17 protein-coding genes and 1 pseudogene are annotated in these 19721 nt (G+C 57.3%); 6 read left to right on the forward strand and 12 right to left on the reverse strand.

Annotation, left to right across the window (positions count from 1 at the left end; all coding sequences use genetic code 11):
- Window positions 1-30: 30 nt before the first annotated feature.
- The 4 genes from gbcA (at window position 31) to SLW75_RS19905 (ending at window position 4763) form a co-directional block, all read left to right on the forward strand.
- Entirely contained in the window at window positions 31-1329 is a 1299-nt protein-coding gene (gene gbcA / locus SLW75_RS19890) for a glycine-betaine demethylase subunit GbcA (protein WP_410930432.1), read from the forward strand.
- A 375-nt stretch (window positions 1330-1704) separates the two neighbouring features.
- Window positions 1705-3363 carry an ATP-binding cassette domain-containing protein gene (locus SLW75_RS19895; RefSeq protein ID WP_410935249.1) on the forward strand — a complete coding sequence of 553 codons (1659 nt, stop codon included), beginning with the start codon at window positions 1705-1707 and terminating at the stop codon, window positions 3361-3363.
- A 686-nt stretch (window positions 3364-4049) separates the two neighbouring features.
- A complete protein-coding gene (locus SLW75_RS19900; RefSeq protein WP_065991257.1) occupies window positions 4050-4238 on the forward strand; it encodes a hypothetical protein in 189 nt (62 codons plus the stop codon).
- Window positions 4239-4244: 6 nt separating this feature from the next.
- Window positions 4245-4763, forward strand: coding sequence for a hypothetical protein (locus SLW75_RS19905; protein ID WP_410935250.1), 519 nt, complete (start codon window positions 4245-4247; stop codon window positions 4761-4763).
- Window positions 4764-4798: 35 nt separating this feature from the next.
- Here SLW75_RS19905 and SLW75_RS19910 read toward each other — a convergent pair whose 3' ends face one another.
- The 10 genes and pseudogenes from SLW75_RS19910 to SLW75_RS19955 form a co-directional block, all read right to left on the reverse strand.
- Window positions 4799-5602 carry an electron transfer flavoprotein subunit beta gene (locus tag SLW75_RS19910; RefSeq protein WP_410930430.1) on the reverse strand — a complete coding sequence of 268 codons (804 nt, stop codon included), beginning with the start codon at window positions 5600-5602 and terminating at the stop codon, window positions 4799-4801.
- Window positions 5592-6812 carry an electron transfer flavoprotein subunit alpha/FixB family protein gene (locus tag SLW75_RS19915; protein ID WP_410935251.1) on the reverse strand — a complete coding sequence of 407 codons (1221 nt, stop codon included), beginning with the start codon at window positions 6810-6812 and terminating at the stop codon, window positions 5592-5594. Before SLW75_RS19915 ends, SLW75_RS19910 begins: the two co-directional genes overlap by 11 nt.
- On the reverse strand, window positions 6812-8773 hold the full coding sequence (dgcB, locus tag SLW75_RS19920) for a dimethylglycine demethylation protein DgcB (protein WP_410935252.1): 1962 nt from the start codon (window positions 8771-8773) through the stop codon (window positions 6812-6814). Before dgcB ends, SLW75_RS19915 begins: the two co-directional genes overlap by 1 nt.
- A 161-nt stretch (window positions 8774-8934) precedes the next feature.
- A complete protein-coding gene (gene dgcA / locus SLW75_RS19925; RefSeq protein WP_410935253.1) occupies window positions 8935-10995 on the reverse strand; it encodes a dimethylglycine demethylation protein DgcA in 2061 nt (686 codons plus the stop codon).
- Between the two features lie 15 nt (window positions 10996-11010).
- Window positions 11011-11541, reverse strand: a complete 531-nt coding sequence (locus SLW75_RS19930) for a 4-vinyl reductase (RefSeq protein WP_065991251.1) — start codon at window positions 11539-11541, stop codon at window positions 11011-11013.
- Window positions 11542-11628: 87 nt separating this feature from the next.
- Window positions 11629-12606, reverse strand: a complete 978-nt coding sequence (locus tag SLW75_RS19935) for a dipeptidase (protein ID WP_074886739.1) — start codon at window positions 12604-12606, stop codon at window positions 11629-11631.
- 290 nt (window positions 12607-12896) lie between these two features.
- Window positions 12897-13301, reverse strand: coding sequence for a hypothetical protein (locus tag SLW75_RS19940; RefSeq protein WP_410935254.1), 405 nt, complete (start codon window positions 13299-13301; stop codon window positions 12897-12899).
- Window positions 13302-14359: 1058 nt separating this feature from the next.
- Window positions 14360-14749, reverse strand: coding sequence for a hypothetical protein (locus SLW75_RS19945; RefSeq protein WP_410935255.1), 390 nt, complete (start codon window positions 14747-14749; stop codon window positions 14360-14362).
- Entirely contained in the window at window positions 14749-15720 is a 972-nt protein-coding gene (locus SLW75_RS19950; protein WP_410935256.1) for a hypothetical protein, read from the reverse strand. Before SLW75_RS19950 ends, SLW75_RS19945 begins: the two co-directional genes overlap by 1 nt.
- A gap of 9 nt (window positions 15721-15729) precedes the next feature.
- A pseudogene (locus tag SLW75_RS19955) lies at window positions 15730-16218 on the reverse strand (Hcp family type VI secretion system effector).
- A gap of 337 nt (window positions 16219-16555) precedes the next feature.
- Here SLW75_RS19955 and SLW75_RS19960 point away from each other — a divergent pair.
- Both SLW75_RS19960 and SLW75_RS19965 read left to right on the forward strand, forming a co-directional pair.
- A complete protein-coding gene (locus SLW75_RS19960; RefSeq protein ID WP_410930423.1) occupies window positions 16556-16960 on the forward strand; it encodes a lysozyme inhibitor LprI family protein in 405 nt (134 codons plus the stop codon).
- Window positions 16961-17007: 47 nt separating this feature from the next.
- Window positions 17008-17427: a DUF3010 family protein gene (locus tag SLW75_RS19965; RefSeq protein WP_410935357.1), complete on the forward strand. Its 420-nt coding sequence runs from the start codon at window positions 17008-17010 to the stop codon at window positions 17425-17427.
- A 9-nt stretch (window positions 17428-17436) separates the two neighbouring features.
- On the opposite strand, the gene SLW75_RS19970 is transcribed toward SLW75_RS19965, so the two are convergent.
- A complete protein-coding gene (locus SLW75_RS19970; protein ID WP_065991247.1) occupies window positions 17437-18612 on the reverse strand; it encodes a hypothetical protein in 1176 nt (391 codons plus the stop codon).
- Window positions 18613-18679: 67 nt separating this feature from the next.
- A complete protein-coding gene (locus SLW75_RS19975) occupies window positions 18680-19636 on the reverse strand; it encodes a GlxA family transcriptional regulator (protein WP_410935257.1) in 957 nt (318 codons plus the stop codon).
- Window positions 19637-19721 lie beyond the last annotated feature (85 nt).

Here is a 19721-nt window from a genome sequence, read left to right on the forward strand (position 1 = left end):
TGCGCAAAGCGCGGCCTGAGGACTTGAAAGATGGACGTCACCGCAACTCTGAGCTTGGGCGATCCGCTGGAACCTGCGCGCAAGGCGACTGCCGAGATGCTGCACACCCGCGAGCGCACTTACTCGCTGCCGCAGCCTTTCTACAGCGATGAGCGGCTGTTTGAAATCGACATGCAGGAAATCTTTCAGAAAGAGTGGCTGATCGCAGGCATGAGCTGTGAAGTGCCGGCCAAAGGTAACTTCCTCACCCTGCAGATCGGCAAGAACCCGATCCTGGTCGTGCGCGGACCGGACGGCTCGATCAATGCGTTCCACAACGTCTGCCGCCACCGCGGTTCTCGCCTGTGCACCAAGGAAAAAGGCAAGGTCGCCAAGCTGGTTTGTCCATACCACCAGTGGACGTACGAACTCGACGGTCGCCTGCTGTACGCGGGCACCGAGATGGGTGCGGACTTCGACATGAAGGCGTTCGGCCTCAAGCCTGTGCACTGCAAAGTGGCGGGCGGTTACATTTTCATCAGCATGGCCAGCAACCCTCCCGCCATCGACGCGTTTCTGCAGACGCTGAATCACTACATGGAGCCGTACGATATGGAGAACACCAAGGTGGCGGTGCAAACCACCCTGGTCGAAAAAGCCAACTGGAAGCTGGTGCTGGAGAACAACCGCGAGTGCTACCACTGCAATGCGTCGCACCCCGAACTGCTAAACACCTTGCTGGAGTGGGACGACGTCACCGACCCGCGCGCCGACCAGGCCTTCAAGGACCACGTTGCAGCCTCCGCCGCCGCCTGGGAGGCCGAAAAAATCCCGTTCGCCCACGCCAGCTTTGGCCTGCGCAACCGCATCGTGCGCATGCCGCTGCTCAAAGGCACTGTTTCGATGACGATGGATGGCAAGCAAGGCAGCAAAAAGCTAATGGGGCGCATCCAGAACCCTGACCTGGGCTCGATGCGCATCCTGCACCTTCCCCACTCGTGGAACCACTGCATGGGCGACCACGTGATTGTGTTCACCGTGTGGCCGGTCAGCGCACAGGAAACCCTGGTCACCACCAAGTGGCTCGTCCACAAGGATGCTGTCGAGGGCGTGGACTACGATGTCGCTCGCCTGCGTGAAGTCTGGGACGCCACCAACGACCAGGACCGCCGTCTGGCCGAAGAAAACCAGCGCGGGATCAACTCCGTCGCTTACCAGCCGGGGCCGTATTCGAAAACGTACGAGTTCGGCGTGGTGAACTTCATCGACTGGTACAGCGCCAAATTGCTGGAAAACATGGGCGCCGAGCCTGCTTCTTATCTGAAGGGGGTGGCGGTAAATCACGAGTAGGTTCTTACCTGGCGGGTTTGAGCTGACACCTTCGCGGGCAACCGCACTTCTACAGACATTCGAGCTGTAGGAGCGCGCTTGCCCGCGCTGCGTTTTGGGTGTCTGTGCGGAAGTTTTGAATAAAGGCACAGGAGGTCGTTCGCAGCTTTTTCGACTTATCAGCCACTGCCTCCTACAAAAAAACCTGAGTTAAATCATAGAGTTATTCAGACCGACCTACGACATCACTGAAGCGGCCTACAGGAAGAACAGAAGTTTCACCTCAGCAATCGATGTGAATGACGATCAACGCCTGTTATCAGTACAGCACTCGTAGCAAATGATGGGGCTTTTTAAGCGCTCATCGACAGTGTGCTCCCTGAGGTACCTATGCGGATGATCGATTTTATCACCGAGACACTGAGGGCCAGGAAAAGACTGTTCATAAGCGCCACCGCACTTACCGTTCTATTGAAGCTGTCCACTCTAGCGCCAGCCCTATTGCTGGGAAAGATTATTGATAACCTCTCTGTCGTAGAAGATGTCACTTCACTTACCCTCAGCGATTTACTGGTTGTTCTTTGTGGCGCTGTGCTGCTGCAGTCCGTGTTGCACCCGCTTCAGACTTATCAACTGGTGAAGCTCGTGCAGACAACTCTGGCAGATCTCTCTACCGAATGGTCCGAAAAAATACTGGGCAAGGAGTTTGAGCAATTTTCCTCCCTTCGGATTGGCGGCCTCATCAAATCCGTGGAACGAGGAATAACTGCCCACGAGAAGTTTCTGATTTTTTTCATCACATCAGGGTTCCCGCTGCTGATTGAACTGGCTTTGATCGCGATCATCTTTGCCTACTTGGGCGGCGCACTGATGTTCACCACCCTGCTGGGTGTTTCTGTCGGCTACATCTTGCTCTACCACCAGCTGATCTGCTGGCGGCGTCCTTATCTGGTTGCCGTCAATGATGAAGAGGACAGGGTGTCGTCCAAGCTATTCGAAACCCTGCAGGCAGGCAAAATCCTGAAGCTCGAGCAGGCTTGCGGCCTCGCCATGAAACCGCTTCGCCAGAGCTACACAGAGTACGCACACGCGGCAACACGAGTGGCAAGTACCGGCGCTGTTCTCAGTTCGATCAAAGTTTTGTACATCGGGCTGTCCACGGCCGGGCTGCTTGCTTGGGGCGTCAGTGACCAGGCTTCCCTATCTCCACGCTTGTCTGTTGGGGAGCTGGTCGCCGTATTTTCGCTGGCGGGCATGTTTCTCAGTAATTGCAGCGCTTTGGCAGAGGCCTATCGGGCACTGGATCAATTTTCGGTAGACAGACAGAGGCTTCTGCAAATCTTGTCACTGGAGGATCTTGTAGAGTTACCGCAAGAACCTTTACCTGAACCTTTATCAAGACTGGAATTGGTCGCAGTTGCTCAGGTAACGAACTGTAAGCTGCATTTCACGCCTGACCAATCCGTTGCGATCATCGGGCCCAGTGGTGCCGGCAAAAGCACGCTTTTAGACACGATGGCCGGAACGCTGAAAACACTCCGGCACGCCCTTTCCATAAATGGCAGGACATTACGAGGGTGCGACATTCAGACTTATCTGGATCGGGTTCGCTACTGTCCTCAAGACCCAGTGTTTCTTGAAGGCACATTCAAACACTCTGTGCTCTTTGATCAACCCATGTCAGACCACCTCCCCCGAATCCTTGACGATCTTGGCGTGGCACACCTGGCCGCCTACCGATCAATAGCTGAAGGCGCAGTAAACATTTCCGGAGGCGAAGCAAAGCGACTTTCACTGCTCCGGCTGATAAATCGCCCTGGAGATTTCAACTTGTTCGACGAGCCAACATCGGCTCTGGATCAGGAGACCGCCCAGGGTGTGTGGAGCACTCTGTTCGAGCACTTCCATAAAAGGGGGCTGGTGTGCGCTACCCACGACATGACTGCGCTGTCCCGTTTCGATCGTGTGATTGTGTTGAAAAACGGCGAGGTCATTGCAGACGGCCCCTGGAGCGAATTGCAAAACGACGGGGTCGTTGCACAGGCGCTGGCGTAGATACGAGTTTGCTGAACCGAACGGCGAGGCTCCTTACCTCCGTGCCGATTGAGGAAATTTACAAAGCCTCGGGTTTGAACATTTGGAGGTATTGGCGCGATTCAGTCCCGCTTCGTCGTTATTCAGCGCGAGCCGTTGATCATTTTTTGAGCATATCGTTCAAACCGCCTGATTCAGGGGCCTAACCCTGACCGCGAACATGTTATCCACAGAACCACCAACAGCCTATGTGCGTAAGTCTCCCCATCGCTGTGGAAAAGCGTGCAATGGGCGTGATAATAACGGTCAGAGACGCAAACAGACGCGCTAGAGCTGTTATTGGTTAAAATTTGACCTCCGCTCCAGAGGCCACGGAATACAGGGGCTACAGCGGATCACAAACATCTTATCCACACGCCCGCACACAGAGAATGTGGGTAAGAACAAGGACCGCGAGGCCTGGCGTGTGGAAAAAACCTATAAGAATCCGCGGGATAGAGCGATCAAAAATTGACCACCTGCTTGAAAGCCATAGAAAACAAGGTCTGTAGCAATGTCCGAACAGTTTATCCACAGGCGGGTCAACAGCGATTGTGGGTATATGCACATGGACGTTTGGGCCGGTACGTTTGGGAAGCGTCTGACATCAAAGCCCCGGACGGCTCGGTACACTCAGCGCAAATCAACCGGCGGCAAGGAGCACACTCATGCACCACTGGACACCGTTCTCACGCAAAGTCGTCATCGAGGCGAACAACAGGCTATCCAAACGTAAGCAAGGAGCCTCGTTCGCTCTGCCCAAAGAATTATTGGGCATTATCAGCTTTAAACCTAAGACTACGGAAGAAATCAGGGAAGCATTCCGATCGGCCTCCCGCAGGCTCCGGCAGGAGTGATTTCACATGATCGAAGAGCGCTACAACTACATCTTCAGCGAGTTAGTGAACGATGAGGACGACGTACTCGGCCAACTGGCGTACTCGGTGTATAAACGGGAAAAAATCGAGTATATCCACGCGTTCAAAGAGAAAAACGGTACTGATCTGCTAGATTGCGATCTGGTCGCGTTCCACGACATCAGCAACAGCAGCTCGCAAATTGAAGCCTATCGAACCCAAGCGACCCGGCTGGCGACAAACTTCCTGGAGTCCTCACTGAGCACCGAAACGGAAGAGTTGGCAGCGTTTTACTCTTCAAGAGCCGCCAACGACATCCGCATGGCGCGGCCAGGGTTCTGGAAGGGGGCTGCGCAGAGCCTCGTTGGCTCGGGCTTGTTCACTTTACTTGTTGGGTGCCTCGTTTTCTTTGCATGGAGTTTGAAACAGGGACCACGTCAGGTCATTGAGCAGGTTTTCGACGTTGTGATTGTAGATGCAGATTCCAGAAGTCGAAAAATGCAGCCCGATACGCCTCAGTCGTGAACACCGAAAGGCGCCATTGTGACGCCTTTCGGTGTTCAACGAACCACCCCCTCTTCCACCAACAATTTCAAAATCGCCGCAGCCCCCTCCTGAGCAGTCACCCCTTTGAGCACCTGCCCACCGCCTCCGCTCGCTTTCGCCGTTGCGGCCTTCATGCGATCAGCGCCGCTCTTGGCTTTTATGACCTTCAGGCGCTTTGGCCGTGGCTTGGCGGGCGTTAACTCAGCCCCAGTGAACACTTCGTCGATGACTACTTCAATCTCTTCCACATCCAGCAAACCGCGCTGCGCCGGGCCGTAAGCGCTTTGCCGGGGTTTGGGTGCCGAGTTATCCACAGTCGCCAGAAATGGCAACCGGACTTTCAACCGGCGGCGCTGACCTCGGGGGAGCGCCTGCAGCACCTGAGCGCTGCCGTTGCTCATGGACTCGACCTCCGCCAAGCCCACCACCAGCGGCCAGCCGAGCCTTTCAGCCAGCAAATACGGAAGCATGCCGGACCCTTCGCCCGTCTCGGCCTGGCTACCGGTCAGCACCAACTGCACGCCCGACTCGCGAATGTAATCCGTAAGCCCTGGCACCGAGTCCGCGCCTGGCGGCTGAGCCAGCACGTGAAGCTCGTCCACGCCCATGCCCAGGTAGCCACGTAATGCAGGTTCTTCGGCGTCACCCGCGTGCAGTACGTGCAAGTTATCCCCAGCCAGTTGCAAACCCAGCTCTACGGCACGGGCATCCTGCTCAGCCCGACGCGGCCGTCCTGACGTCGGGTGCGCGCCAACGGAGACGAGGCTGATCACGTGCAGCGCACCTTTATCCACAGAGACACCCATTTCAGGCTGCATCGCGCTTCTCCCCGTTCCGGTAGGCGTCGACCGCCTTAATCAGCGCTTCGAGAATGGCAGAGCTCTCGCCGATCACTGACAGATCGGCGCGCTTGATCATGTCGCAGGTGGGGTCGAGATTGATGGCCACCACCTTGTCGCAGGCGCCAATGCCCTGTAGATGCTGGATCGCACCGGAGATCCCGACCGCCACGTATACCCGGGCGGTGACCCAGGTACCGGACGCACCGACCTGACGATCCCGGGTCATGAAGCCATCGTCAACGGCCACTCGGGATGCGCCTTCGGTGGCGCCCAGCGCGACGGCGGTACGGTGAAACAATGACCAATCCTTGATCCCGTTGCCACCCGAAAATATGAACTCAGCTTCGGACATGGGGATAAGTGCAGGATCGACCGCCACGGCACCGAGGTCCTCGATGCGCGGCAAGCTGCGTGCAACAGCTGTGGATAACTCCACGGGCAGTGCTTCGTGCCGTGTTTCACTCACGGGCTCGGCACATTCCGCTTGAGCAAGAATCAACCGGGACACGGGACGCGACAGATCCTCGGCACCAGCGCCTGCACGACCGATGCACCGTTCACCAGCGACTTGCCACACTCGTGTCGACGGTCGCTCACCCAGACTGGCCGCAAAACGGCGTCCCAACTCTCCCCCGCCGTTTCTGCTGTCGGGCAGCAACCAGTGATGGGGGTCGAACTGGTTATCTACAGCTCGCAAACCTTGCACACGCTGCTCGGGGGAATAACCAGTGAACGCGCTGCCCTCCAGTATCAACAGACGATCGACGCCTGCAGTGTCGAATGCCGTCTCTTTGTGCTCGCCAAAAATCACCGCCAGGACGGCGCCCTCGTTGCCAGCCAGACCATGGGCCAAGCCCAGCAAGTCGCGGTCATGGCTGCTCAGACGGCCGCCGACCATGTCGGGAACGACAGCGATGTAGAAAGAGGGCTCGGCAATCTGGTGCAGCGGCAATTGCACGTCCACCGATGCCGAACGCTTGACCGCTCCACCCTGTTGCGCACCGCTTCGATCAATGCGTTTGACGCCGTTGGGACCGATAAAACCGATGCCATGCACGTTTTTACGCAGCACACCGTTGGGCCCCATCCAGCTGGCTTGAGCCGGTTGCATGGCCGCGTGCAGCGGATGCAACCGGTTACGTGCGATCCATTCGGCACGTGGGTCACGGCGGATAATGTCGCTCATCAATGCGCCTCCGCAAGTTCACGTCGGGCCGCTGCCGGTTTTGCAGGCGCGGTTTCTTCAAGCAGTGCTTCAGCTACCAGCTCGGCGATGTCCTTGATCATCGGCCGTGGCTCGACCACGCCTTCAAGCATCGCGGTGCACTGTGGACAACCCACAGCCACCAGCTCGGCGCCCGTCTCGCGGATGTCATCCATGCGCATGTCCGGGATACGTTGTTTGCCAGGAATGTCGGTGATCGGCGCGCCACCGCCGCCGCCGCAGCAGCGTGAGCGGAATCCGGACCGGACCATTTCCTTGACCTCAATGCCCAGCGCACGCAGCACATCGCGCGGCGCCTGGTACTCGCCGTTGTAACGGCCGAGGTAGCACGGATCGTGATAGGTGACGCTGGCGCCTTTGTGCTGACCCAGATTCAACGCGCCGTTGACTATCAGCTCGGCCAGATACGTGCTGTGGTGCTGTACGACGTAGTGACCCCCGAACGCACCGTATTCGTTTTTCAGCACATGAAAGCTGTGGGGGTCGCAGGTGACGATGCGCTTGAAGTCGTACTGCGCCAGCGTCTGGATGTTGCGTCTGGCGAGCGTCTGGAACGTTGCTTCATCGCCCAGACGACGAGCCACATCGCCGCTGTCGCGTTCCTCCAGCCCCAGCACGGCGAAGTCGACCTTGGCCGCTTTCAGCACTTTGACGAAGGCGCGCAAGGTGCGCTGATTGCGCATGTCGAACGCGCCATCGCCGACCCAGAACAGCACGTCCACGGTTTTCTTGTGGCTCATGGCGTCAAGGTTCAGGTCAGCCGCCCAGTTCATGCGTCCGCCCGGCGCGAAGCCACCTGGGTTGTCCGTTGCGATGAGGTTCTCCAAGACCTCGGCGCCTTTGTTGGGGGTGGCGCCTTTTTCGAGGGTCAGATGCCGGCGCATGTCGACGATGGCGTCAACGTGCTCGATCATCATTGGGCATTCTTCCACGCAGGCCCGGCAGGTCGTGCACGACCACAGGGTGTCGGCGTCGACCAGCCCGTTGACGATGGGTTGATGGGGGTTGCCGCCATGTTCGCCGATAGGCTTGCCTTGGCCGTCGAGGGACGGATAAGGGCTGCCGGCGAAGTTTGCATCGGTGCCGCCCGCCAGGCCGACGACCATGTCCTGAATCAGTTTTTTCGGGTTCAGCGGCTGGCCGGCAGCGAAGGCCGGGCACGCCGCTTCGCACTTGCCGCACTGCACGCACGCATCGAAACCGAGCAGCTGATTCCAGGTGAAGTCCTTGGGTTTCTCCACGCCCAGCGGCGCGGTTTTGTCCATCAGATCAAGGGGTTTCAGCCCCGTCGAGCGGCCACCGCCAAAACGCCCGGGACGGCGATGCCAGGCCAGGTGCAGCGCGCCAGCGAAGGCGTGTTTCATGGGGCCGCCCCAAGTCATGCCGAGGAACAATTCGCAGACGCCCCACAGCACGCCAATCCCAAGAATGATCGCCAGCAACCAGCCACCGAAGTTCGCTGGCAGCACGCCCGCGACGGGCAACGTGACGATAAAGAACGAGCCCGAGAACGCCAGCAGGCTTTTCGGCAGGCGCATCCACGGGCCTTTCGACAACCGACTCGGCGGGTTGCGACGACGCAGGTACATGAAGACTGCGCCCACGAACATCACGGCCGACATCAGCAACAGCGCGTAGCCGAGGACCCGGTTATGCCAGCCAAACCCGTGAACCAGAATCGCAAGCACGATCGACGCAACCGCCCCGCCCGCCGTAGCCACGTGGGTATTGGCGATGTATTTGTCCCGGGCGACGACGTGGTGCAGATCGACCATGTAGCGCTTGGGCATGGCCAGCAACCCGCCGAGCAGATCGACCTTAGCGGCACGCCCGTTGCGCCACAGGCTCACCCGCCGCAGCGCGCCAAGGACCGCAAGGCCCAGGGCAGCGAAGAGCAGGATGGGAAGAAGGGTGTTTAGCATGTGGAGCTCCCAAAGACTCAGGGTCTTGCAGGTCGGGATGCCTTACTCGATTCCTGTAGGAGTGAGCTTGCTCGCGAAGCCGGACTGACATTCAACATGGATGTCGACAGACCCGCCGCTTTCGCGAGCAAGCTCACTCCTACAGGGTTGTGTGCCGGCCGCTAGAAATCCTTGCACAGCCTGAGTGCGTCATAGATCGCCGCATGGGTATTGCGTTGAGCCACACAGTCGCCAATACGGAACAGCAGATACCCTTCACCCGGCTGACTCAACGACGGCTGCGGCTGAATCGCGAACAGGGCGTCGATGTCGATCTGGCCTTTGTTGCGCGAACCTTCCTTCATCCCGTAATAGAGCCCCTCGTCAGGACGAACGCCGTTCTCGACCACCACCTGATCGACCACCCGCTCCTCTTTGGCGCCGGTGTATTCGTTCTCCAGCACCGCGACCAGCTTGTCCCCTTCGCGGTAGACCTTCTCCAGCATCATGTCGCCGGTCATGATCACTTCCTTCGGGTACATGCTGCGGTAGTAAGTCGGGAACGACGTACCACCGATGGCCACGCCCGGCTTGATGTCATCGGTGACGATCTCGACCTGGCAGCCTTTGTCCGCCAGAAAGTCCGCCGTGGACATCCCGGTGAACTCGCAAATGGTGTCGTAGACCAGCACGTTCTTGCCCGGCGCGACTTTGCCGTCGAGGATGTCCCAGCTGCTGACCACCAAGCCTTCAGCGGCGCCCCAATGCTCGTTCTGCTCAATGAACGGATGACCGCCCACGGCCAGCACCACCATGTCCGGACGCAGGTCCATGATGGTCGCGATGTCCGCCGCCGTGCCCAGACGCAGATCGACTTTCAAGCGCGTTAGCTCCAGCTGAAACCAACGCGTGATGCCGGCGATCTGATCGCGCTGCGGTGCTTTCGACGCCGTGGTGATCTGTCCGCCGATGGCGTCTTTCTTCTCGAACAAGGTCACGTCGTGACCACGCTCAGCCGAGACGCGCGCCGCTTCCATCCCCGCAGGGCCCGCACCCACGATCACCACTTTGCGTTTCACGCCGGTGGTTTTTTCGATGATGTGCGGCACGCCCATGTATTCGCGGGACGTCGCGGCGTTCTGGATGCACAGCACGTCCAAACCCTGGTACTGGCGGTCGATGCAGTAGTTGGCCCCCACGCACTGACGAATCTGATCGACCTGCCCCATTTTGATCTTGGTGATCAGGTGCGGGTCGGCGATGTGCGCGCGTGTCATGCCGACCATGTCGACGTAACCGCCTTCGAGGATGCGCGTCGCCTGATTCGGGTCCTTGATGTTCTGCGCGTGGAGCACAGGCGCCTTGACCACTTCCTTGATGCCGGCCGCCAGATGCAGAAATGGCTCCGGTGGATAACTCATGTTCGGGATGACGTTGGCCAGGGTGTTGTGGGTATCACATCCTGATCCGACGACACCGAGGAAGTCGATCATGCCGGTCTGGTCGTAGTACTTGGCGATCTCCTTCATGTCCTCGTGGCTGAGGCCGTCCGGGTGAAATTCGTCGCCGCATATCCGCAGGCCGACGCAGAAGTCAGGGCCGACTTCCTTGCGCACAGCCTTGATCACTTCCAGGCCGAACCGCATGCGATTTTCGAAGCTGCCGCCCCACTCGTCAGTACGCTTGTTGACCCGAGGGCTCCAGAACTGATCGATCATGTGTTGATGCACTGCCGACAGCTCGACGCCGTCCAGGCCACCGGCCTTGGCGCGCGCCGCCGCGCTGGCGTAGTTGCCGATCACCCGCCAGATCTCTTCCGGCTCGATGGTCTTGCAGGTCGCACGGTGTACCGGCTCGCGGATGCCCGAAGGCGACAGCAGCGTTGGCCAATGATCGCCGTCCCAACGGGAGCGACGGCCCATGTGGGTAATCTGGATCATGATCTTGGCGCCGTGCTTGTGCATGGCGTCGGCGAGGTTCTGGAAGTGCGGAATGATCTTGTCAGTCGCCAGATTGACCGATTTCCACCAGCCTTGCGGGCTGTCGATGGCCACGCTGGACGAGCCGCCGCAAATGGCCAGACCGATGCCGCCCTTGGCTTTCTCCTCGTAGTACTTCACGTACCGGTCGGTGGTCATGCCGCCGTCGGTGGCGTAGACCTCGGCGTGCGCGGTACTCAATACGCGGTTGCGTATGGTCAATTTACCGATCTGAATCGGTTGAAACATCGCTTCGAAAGCCATGACGGAAACCTCGACTTACAACGGCTTGACGACAAACAGGCCGTCGTCGTGGCCTTCTTCGGATCCGCCGTAAACCTGCTCGGCCACGGTGCGGATTTTGCTGCCGCTGGCTTCCAGGACCTGGTCCATGGCGCCGGCAAACCAGCCGGTGAACATGTAATCGACCTTGCGCCCCACTTTGCCGTAGACGTAAACGAAGGCCGAGTGCTCGAGCTTGACGCTGGCGGTGCCTTTTTCCAGATCGATGTCCTGAATCTTGAACAGCCCCCAACCGCGCTGGGAGAGACGATTCATGTAGTGCTCGAACACCGCGACGCCTTCGATGCCGTGGCATTCAGCTTCTTTCTCGCACCAGTGCCAGGCGGACTTGTAGCCGGCCTTGTAAAGGATTTCTGCATACGCCTCGGCGCCCAGTACTTCTTCGATGCCCATGTGGTTGTTGACGAAGAAATGGCGCGGCACGTACAGCATCGGCAGAGCGTCGGAGGTCCAGACACCGGTCTCGCTGTCGACTTCGATTGGCAATTGCGGGGCGATCTTGGCCATGGAAACTTAACTCCGGAAAATTCGAGTGGGTGCCCTCTCCGCGAGGGGAGAGGGAAAATTCAGTGCTCGGCGCGTGGGGCTGGCGGCTTATTCGCCCCAGACGTCACCCAGGATGCGTACCCAGTTTTCGCCCATGATCTTGCGCACCACGCGCTCGGAGTGGCCGCGTTTGAGCAGGGTTTCGGTGAGGTTCGGGAATTCGCCGACGGTACGGATGCCCAGCGGGTTGATGATCTTGCCGAAGTTGGTCAGGCGGCGGGCGTAGCCTTTGTCGTGGGTCAGGTATTCGAAAAATTCCTGGCCGTGACCCTGGGTGAAGTCAGTGCCGATGCCGATGGCGTCTTCGCCGACGATGTTCATCACGTACTCGATGGCTTCGGCATAATCGTCGATGGTCGAATCGATGCCCTTGGCCAGAAACGGCGCGAACATGGTCACGCCGACAAAGCCGCCGTGATCGGCAATGAACTTCAGCTCGGCGTCGGATTTGTTGCGGGGGTGTTCTTTGAGGCCCGAAGGCAGGCAGTGGGAGTAAGTCACTGGCTTCTTCGACTCGAGGATGACTTCCTCGGACGTCTTCGAGCCCACATGGGAGAGGTCACACATGACGCCGACACGGTTCATTTCCGCGACGATTTCACGACCGAAGCCCGACAGGCCGCCGTCGCGCTCGTAGCAGCCGGTGCCCACCAGATTCTGGGTGTTGTAGCACATCTGCACAATGCCCACGCCCAACTGCTTGAAGATCTCGACGTAGCCGATCTGGTCTTCGTAAGCATGGGCATTCTGGAAGCCGAACAGGATGCCGGTCTTACCCAGTTCCTTGGCCTTGCGGATGTCAGCCGTGTTGCGCACCTGGATGACCAGGTCGCTGTTTTCACGGATCAGTTTCTGGCTGGACGCGATGCTGTTGACGGTCTGCTGAAAACCTTCCCACACCGAAACTGTGCAGTTGGCCATGGTCAGGCCGCCTTTGCGCATGTCTTCGAACAGCTCACGGTTCCATTTGGCAATGATCAACCCGTCAATGACGATGCTGTCGGCGTGTAATTCGGCTGGGCTCATCAGGCGGTCCCCTGTAGTTCTTTAATGGCCGGAAGGTCTGCCGGCGCTTTGGGGTCAGCATATGCCTGAGGGTCGAAGGAGCCGGGTGCAAAAACGACAGGGGAATTGCCGAAAGCGTCAAGAAACGACAAAGGGGGGTGATGGGGCCTTGGTATCTGGTTTGTGAACTTTCAGGCGGCGCAACAGTGAAGGAAGAAGCTGCAGTGGCGCTCGTGAACTGGACGCCGTGACGGAGGGGTGCGCGGAGCACAGGATAAAGTCCAATGGACGTGCTCAGAACTTTCACCTGATTACCGTTCGTAAAAATACATCCATACACGGAAGAGGCACATCGCAAGGAAGAAAATCAGGTTCAAAAGAACGGGAACAACGATCAGCTTTTTCAGCTTCTTCGGAAACGCTGCTATTTGCTCGGCGTCGGCGAGACCGCGCTTTAACAGCGAGTTGGGAAACATAAGGATATACGCTACCAGACCAATCTTCTGGACGTCCCCTGTCCACTCCCAACTGCCGAACCCTAAATGGCTGCGCGATAAAATGGAGCATCGAGAAAGGTGCACATCCACTTCGTCTTCCACTTTGTAGGCAATTCGGGCCATCACCAACAAATTAAGAATTCCTAGCCCCATTATCAACATAGCTACGAGGCCAGGTGCTAGATCATTCATTTCGGCTCCAGAATCAATGCCAGTCATTACTAAATGGTTCCTGAACCAGTGTTCCCTGGCGCATGGGCCTACCTACGCGATGGATGGATATCATAGCGATACAGATAAAATCCGAAAGCGACCATCGTAAACGCAGTAAAGTAACTCAGACTCCAAGCATTCACAATTAAACGTCCAAGACTCGACGGAAATCCCCGGACTTGCCCCTCATCAATAAGTTTCTTCCTGGCGTAAAGCCTGGGGATCAACAGTATAGTGAAAACTGCTCCTACCCTTATGACATCACCCATGAAGCCTAACCCAACAAACGCCGCCTTATGATCAGCGACAACGGTGCATCTGGAGAGCAGCCTGTCGATTCTCCGCCGTGCCACGCAGGTCGTAATGACGAGAGTGATTAGAATGAGGAACATAAGCTCCAAGACGCAAGTGGCAATCAGACCCGGATCCATTGTTTTCATTCCAAAAGGCCTTCGGCAACATGCATATCCACTGGCTGAGATCAGTTACGGACTAGATGATTTCATCCATATGCTCAAAATAACCAGCGCAAGCATAAGTAAAGCCAGCGCTATCCATTGAATAACAATCATCGCCTTCAGCCTTGACGGAAAAGTGTTGACTTGCTCTTCATCGACGATGGTTTTATTTCCAAAGACTTTAGGGAAAGTCAAAAGCCCCCCCAGCAACCCCCACCCTGATAATGTCGCCCATGATTCCCAAGCCGCCTAATGTTTCCTTGTTATCCACTATCACAGAACACCTGGACAGCAACTTGTCAATTTTGTCACGAGCGTAGACAGTTACAGCCACAAGGGATAGAAGGTTAATGAACAGGAGCGGTAGGACAATAAGCCCAAATATTCCAGGATCGACATCTTTCATTCGTGAATGACCCCATATAGCGTTTTTCCAGTTCCCTCACCTATATCACCTATTTTCGTCCCCCCAATGCCGCTCCCGTGGGCACTATACAGGGCAGGGCTCCTGGGCCTGTGGTGATGGATTCGGTACTGCGCAGACTATAAAGCGCTTTGAAACATGGACATGCCCAAACACAAGGACGCCGTGTCTAGCCGTCCGACTCAGCTACCGGGCTTGATGTCATAGATATATCCCCACAACCTGAATAACATTAGAGCCATCGCTACTACAACAGCAACGACCCAAGGGATAACAATCAAATATCTCAATTTTTTTGGAAAGGCAGTCACCTGACTTAAGTCGATGAACCCCCTTCTTAAGTAGAGTTTTGGAAACATAAAAATTGTACCGATCACGCCCACCCTTACAATGTCGCCCATTATGCCCAACCCTCCGAACGTCAGTTTATGGTCTACAACCACAGAGCAGTCAGATAGCAGGACATCTATCTTATCCCTAACGCAGCACGTTACGACTACGATCGCAGCAAGGTCCAACAATAACGGGATCATAATAATTAAGGCGATGAGGCCCGGTTCAATGCTCGCCATCACTCAATAGCCTCATAAAGGTAATCCCCGATATTTTCCCCAGCCCCACTCCCTGCCTCGCCGCCCGCCCATCCCATTGCTGCGCCTGTGATTACACCGCACGCCAACGCTCCTGGCCCGGTTGTCAGACCTAACACTGTTACGCACAACAAAGTCGCCGCAACTGTACTTACTGAGCCCAGAAGAGCTGCCCCACTCATGCTACCAACCAACTTTCCGCCCTCAACATACTTAGCCTTCGTACACTCTTCCTCTCGCCCTTTAGAGCAAGCCGTTTTAATCTCGATCGCCGTCGAAGCTGTATCCAGCACAATCCCCACATAAGTACCTTTCTTGATCAGCCTCGACGCCCGCGCGACGCCATCCAGCTTCTCGGCATAATTCCGGATCTCGCCCGTGTGCAGGTAGCTTTTAGTCGAGATACCAAGCATCTGTTTGATCGACCCGGTGTTACGCAGACCGGTGCCAAACTTGAGAAACCCTTTCAGCAACCTATCAAGCTGATCAAAGAGCTGGCGGCGTTTGGTGTAGAACAGGTTTCGCTCGATTACCGTACCCGATGCCAGGTACTGCTTATGCAAGACGTCGATGCTTTCAAGCGTTTTTTTCACCTGGTCCAGATGTTTCTCCCAACCGTCAAGCGCCATATCTACACCGATGGTGGTAGTGCTGATGAGCCGAGTCAGGAACTCGTGGTTGGCGACGATAAAGTCGTCGCCTCCGACATCGTTGTCCACTAGCGTTTGATGAGTGACGGCAGCCAGGCGCATAAGCTCCGCTTCTTCAGCCGTACAGGCGGCCGTTGAATCATCGCCGATGATGACGAGTTCGCCGGCAACCACGACGTTGTTGCGGATATGCGCATTGAGTACATCAAACTTCTCCGCGAGGCGCCGCCCCAGCGGCAAGCTCGCTTTGATGGCCTGATACGTCTGCATACGCTCATTAACGAAACTGAAGGGCTGGGACATGAACACCCCTCACGCGTAAATCGTGTTTTTGATACGGTCCCAGCCACCCGTTACGTTGCCGCCTCCCCCACCATCGCTACGACGCTGCTGAACGTAGTTGGTTTTTATGCGCCCGTAATCGAGCTGCACCACTTCGCGGGGCACGCCGTCGCTCGCGCTTTGGGCATAGTCAGCAATGATCACTTCCTCGAGGACGATCTCATAATATTTGAGCTTGTCGCCACCGGCACGATGTACCGCGATGGTCACCTTCGAAAAGTGCTGACCTGCACAGCTTGCCTGAAGCAGCTTTGCACTGGCGGCGTCGAGGAATTTAGAGAAGTTGAAGGTGGTAACGGTGGTTCGGCCTGACGAAGCACCGCCCGCCGAACTGGCGGTCGCCGATGCGCTTTGATGGGTGCCGAAGTTATAGCCCAGGATTTCGATCCAGTTCTTGTGCTGGTCGTCGAGGCTCTCACCTTAGATGCCGTCGAATTGGATAAATGCGTCGAGCGCCATGAGTTCTCTCCCTGAGTTGCTTGATCGGTATCATTTGCGAGCGCCGGTTATCAGCGCGGATTGGATCCTACATGAAGAAAACCGTCGCGCGAACCCTCAAAGGAAGTTTCAGAATTTTCTGCAGGACGGTTCTCTTTTTCAACGAAAACTCAACGCGGCTGCTCGACCTAGAGCATTGGCGATCCCAAACCCTGCGAGCAAATACGACCGCAAAATGGTCAAAACCGTCAGTAAGCGATAACCGCTAACGGCGTACAAAGGCGTCCCGCATTTGATACCTGTTCATTGCCTCGCGCTTGGGCGAGAATCCAATCCATCTCTGACTCGGAAAGCCCCAATGAAAACCATGTTTCTGGCTCTGGCTCTATTCGCGACAGGCGCACACGCTGCATCCAATCCGGCCGCGAACCCTTGTGACGGCGTTGAAGAAGATCAGCAGACGCTTGAGTGCTCGGTGTACAGCCGCGACACGGCGGAGAAGCTGCTCACAGAGAATGTGCAGAACGTGCTTGAGCGTGTGCAGACGCAGTTCGGGGCGAACAAGGCCCAGGCCGAGGAATTCGCCACCAAACTCAAGGCCGCCCAGGATGCCTGGAAAAAACTGCGCGACGCGGACTGCGCAGTGGAAGTGTTCCCGGCCAAGCCTGGCACCAAAGAGTTCAACATCGACCAGAACGATTGCCTGACCCGCGCCAGCGACGAGCGATCGGAATATCTGGACACCGTCGCGCAGTCCGAGTGATCCCGAATGCGCTACCCTGACGCCCTTCCCGAGCTCAAGGCATGCACATGAACATCTGCGGCGTAGAAATCAAAGGCAGCGAGGCCATCTTCGCTGTCGCCACTCGCGCGTCCGGCGCGCTCGAACACGTTCCACTCCCAACCAAGAATATCGCGCTCGAAGACGACGATGAAGCCGTCAACGTGAAAGCGTTCGCCCGCCAGATCGAGGCATTCGTGCGTGATAACGGGATTGGTCATATCGCGATCAAAAAACGCAGCAAGAAAGGCGAGTTCGCCGGCGGTCCGACGACATTCAAGATCGAAACCATCTTTCAACTGCTGGAAGACTGCGACGTCATTCTGCTGTCGCCTCAGACGATTAATGCTCAGATGAAGAAGCACAGCTTTGAGCTGCCGACAGCGCTGAACAAATATCAGCATGAGGCTTACAAGGCGGCGTGCTCGGCGTTGATGAAGACTAAGTAAGCAATACGCTTACTTGGGTTCTCTTCGTTGCAGCAGCCACTCGCCGAGCGCCTTGTCTTCCAAGGCGTACGCGCCGCGACTGGATTTCCACACCAGCTCTTTATCACGGAGCGCATCGATCGCCGCCTGAATGGTCTGAGTGCCCGGCACCACTTCGCTGCCCAGCGCTTCCAGCGCCTTGCCCACTGCAAGTAACGTTGCATCGGCGAAGGGTGCGAACGGCTGGTTATCGCGCGCACGGTCAGCCATCACTTCCAGCACTGCGCGCTGCGGCAAAGTCAGGGCGTTATAAGCGCTTTCGAACTCTTCCCACACGCCAGCGCGCAGCAACCGGGCGCTGTCATGCAGCAGTTGGCCAAGATTCTCAGCGTCTCCGAGCTCAAGTGCTACATCGCCGATGATTGCACGCAGCATTTCGGGGCGGCGCCCCACCAGCTCGAATGCGGAGTCAATATCGGCCGCGGAAAACTGATTGGTGAGTGCCAGATGGCTGTTGAGATGGGCCGTGTAGGCCTTGGTGAAGTCTTTGCCCAACAGCGGAAACGGCGTGATGCTCGATCCATAAAAAGGCTGGTTTTTGTTCAGCACCAGATGGGCCAGCTTGTCTCGGTTCGAGCCCGTCAACACTAGCCGCAAGGCGCCGTTGCCTTGCTCATGACCTTGATTCAGTTCGTCCCGTGCGGCCTTCAACGCAAACATTGCGTTGACCCCGGCCTCACTGGTCAAGGCATGCTGAGCTTCATCGATGATCAGCACGATCATCTTCTGCGACGCACTGTGCAACAGCTGCAAGGCCTGCGTTAACGTCGAGCCCGCTGGCAATTGCGGCGTGGTGAAGTCCCACGACAGCGTGCGCAGGAAATTGAGTTTGTCGACCCCGGCTGATTTGGCGAGCTTGCGAATGCCCTTTTCGTACGGCACCAGGGCAACGGCGATGGCCGCACTGATCAGCTCTGCCGGGTCCTGTTCACGATCAGCCCAGAGGTCGACATACACTGGCAGCCAGCCTTCGCTCAGACACTGCGGAACCAGGTCTTCGCGCAGGAAGGTGCTCTTGCCAGTGCGACGCGGCGCCGCGAGAAACAATCCTGATGAATAATCGTGCAGTCCTTCGCCGGTTAAACCTTCTGCGACAGTAGCTGCGAGGCCAGTGCGCTTGAACACAAAACCAGTGCGTTTGGTCATGATTTATACCCAATTATTGATCGGACTATAATTTATAGTCGCGAGTATAATTGACAATAATCAGGAGTCAAACAGCCTTCACCTCACGCGTACGCCCTCGGTCCTCCCTCGGGCACACCACAAATCTCCCCCTGTAACTGCGGGTGAAATACGATGGCGATTCAAACCCGCACGCAATACTGACTTCCAGCACGCTCATGTCGCTCTGACGCAGCAGTTGCCTCGCTTTTTCCAGCCGCAGGCCGAGGTAGAAGTTGCTCGGCGTATCGTTCAGGTGCAGACGAAAGAGCCTCTCCAGCTGACGCCGCGTCACCTGAATCCCTTCCGCCAGTTCCAGCGTGCTCAGCGGCGGCTCGGTGTTCTGCTCCATGACACCAATCACCTGAACCAGTTTCTTGTTATTGATGCCGTAGCGCGTGGCAATCTGCATGCGCTGGTGGTCTTTGCGCTGACGTATGCGCCCGAGAACGAACTGCTCGGAGACCTTGATCGCCATGTCAGCTCCGTGGGCCTGCCCGATGAGGTCGAGCATCATGTCGATGGAGGCCGTGCCGCCAGCCGACGTAATGCGGCGCCGATCGATCTCGAACAATTCCTGTGTTGCTTGCAGCCGGGGATAGGTTTCCTTGAAGGCGTCCAGCGCTTCCCAGTGCAGAGTCAAACGATAGCCCTCCAACAGACCGGCCTGGGCGAGGACGAAACTGCCGGTGTCGATGGCCCCGAGAGTCACGCCTTCCAGGTCCAGGCGGCGGAGCCAGTGTTCCAGCGTCCCGGTATAAAACTTCAGCGGATCAACGCTGCCCATCACCCACAGCGTTGCGCCTTTTTTCAGTGGCTCCAGTGCGGCATCGGCGTTCACCGACATGCCGTTGCTGGCAATCACCGGACCGCCGTCGGCGCTCAGAATGTGCCAGCGAAACAGCTCGCCACCAAAGCGATTGGCGACGCGCAGCGGCTCCAGCGCCGACACGAAACCCATCATCGAAAAGCCGGGCATGAGCAGAAAGTAGAAATCCTGGGACATCGTTGGCGCGTTCCTTGGGATTTGAGCCTATGGGCGATTTGCGCGAGGCGGGGTCAAAAACGATTGCGCTTCCCGGACCCGCTCA

Source organism: Pseudomonas sp. W5-01 (assembly GCF_046540435.1).
Lineage (GTDB): Bacteria > Pseudomonadota > Gammaproteobacteria > Pseudomonadales > Pseudomonadaceae > Aquipseudomonas > Aquipseudomonas graminis_B.

What these genes read in the sequence shown, in the direction of transcription:
- dgcB (WP_410935252.1), bottom strand. Translation starts at nt 8,773, where the DNA reads ATGCTAAACACCCTTCTTCCCATCCTGCTCTTCGCTGCCCTGGGCCTT.
- SLW75_RS19965 (WP_410935357.1), top strand. Translation starts at nt 17,008, where the DNA reads ATGAACATCTGCGGCGTAGAAATCAAAGGCAGCGAGGCCATCTTCGCT.
- SLW75_RS19915 (WP_410935251.1), bottom strand. Translation starts at nt 6,812, where the DNA reads ATGAGCGACATTATCCGCCGTGACCCACGTGCCGAATGGATCGCACGT.
- SLW75_RS19905 (WP_410935250.1), top strand. Translation starts at nt 4,245, where the DNA reads ATGATCGAAGAGCGCTACAACTACATCTTCAGCGAGTTAGTGAACGAT.
- SLW75_RS19910 (WP_410930430.1), bottom strand. Translation starts at nt 5,602, where the DNA reads ATGCAGCCTGAAATGGGTGTCTCTGTGGATAAAGGTGCGCTGCACGTG.
- SLW75_RS19895 (WP_410935249.1), top strand. Translation starts at nt 1,705, where the DNA reads ATGATCGATTTTATCACCGAGACACTGAGGGCCAGGAAAAGACTGTTC.
- SLW75_RS19900 (WP_065991257.1), top strand. Translation starts at nt 4,050, where the DNA reads ATGCACCACTGGACACCGTTCTCACGCAAAGTCGTCATCGAGGCGAAC.
- SLW75_RS19960 (WP_410930423.1), top strand. Translation starts at nt 16,556, where the DNA reads ATGAAAACCATGTTTCTGGCTCTGGCTCTATTCGCGACAGGCGCACAC.
- SLW75_RS19940 (WP_410935254.1), bottom strand. Translation starts at nt 13,301, where the DNA reads ATGACTGGCATTGATTCTGGAGCCGAAATGAATGATCTAGCACCTGGC.
- SLW75_RS19935 (WP_074886739.1), bottom strand. Translation starts at nt 12,606, where the DNA reads ATGAGCCCAGCCGAATTACACGCCGACAGCATCGTCATTGACGGGTTG.
- SLW75_RS19950 (WP_410935256.1), bottom strand. Translation starts at nt 15,720, where the DNA reads ATGTCCCAGCCCTTCAGTTTCGTTAATGAGCGTATGCAGACGTATCAG.
- SLW75_RS19970 (WP_065991247.1), bottom strand. Translation starts at nt 18,612, where the DNA reads ATGACCAAACGCACTGGTTTTGTGTTCAAGCGCACTGGCCTCGCAGCT.
- SLW75_RS19975 (WP_410935257.1), bottom strand. Translation starts at nt 19,636, where the DNA reads ATGTCCCAGGATTTCTACTTTCTGCTCATGCCCGGCTTTTCGATGATG.
- SLW75_RS19945 (WP_410935255.1), bottom strand. Translation starts at nt 14,749, where the DNA reads ATGGCGAGCATTGAACCGGGCCTCATCGCCTTAATTATTATGATCCCG.
- dgcA (WP_410935253.1), bottom strand. Translation starts at nt 10,995, where the DNA reads ATGGCTTTCGAAGCGATGTTTCAACCGATTCAGATCGGTAAATTGACC.
- SLW75_RS19930 (WP_065991251.1), bottom strand. Translation starts at nt 11,541, where the DNA reads ATGGCCAAGATCGCCCCGCAATTGCCAATCGAAGTCGACAGCGAGACC.
- gbcA (WP_410930432.1), top strand. Translation starts at nt 31, where the DNA reads ATGGACGTCACCGCAACTCTGAGCTTGGGCGATCCGCTGGAACCTGCG.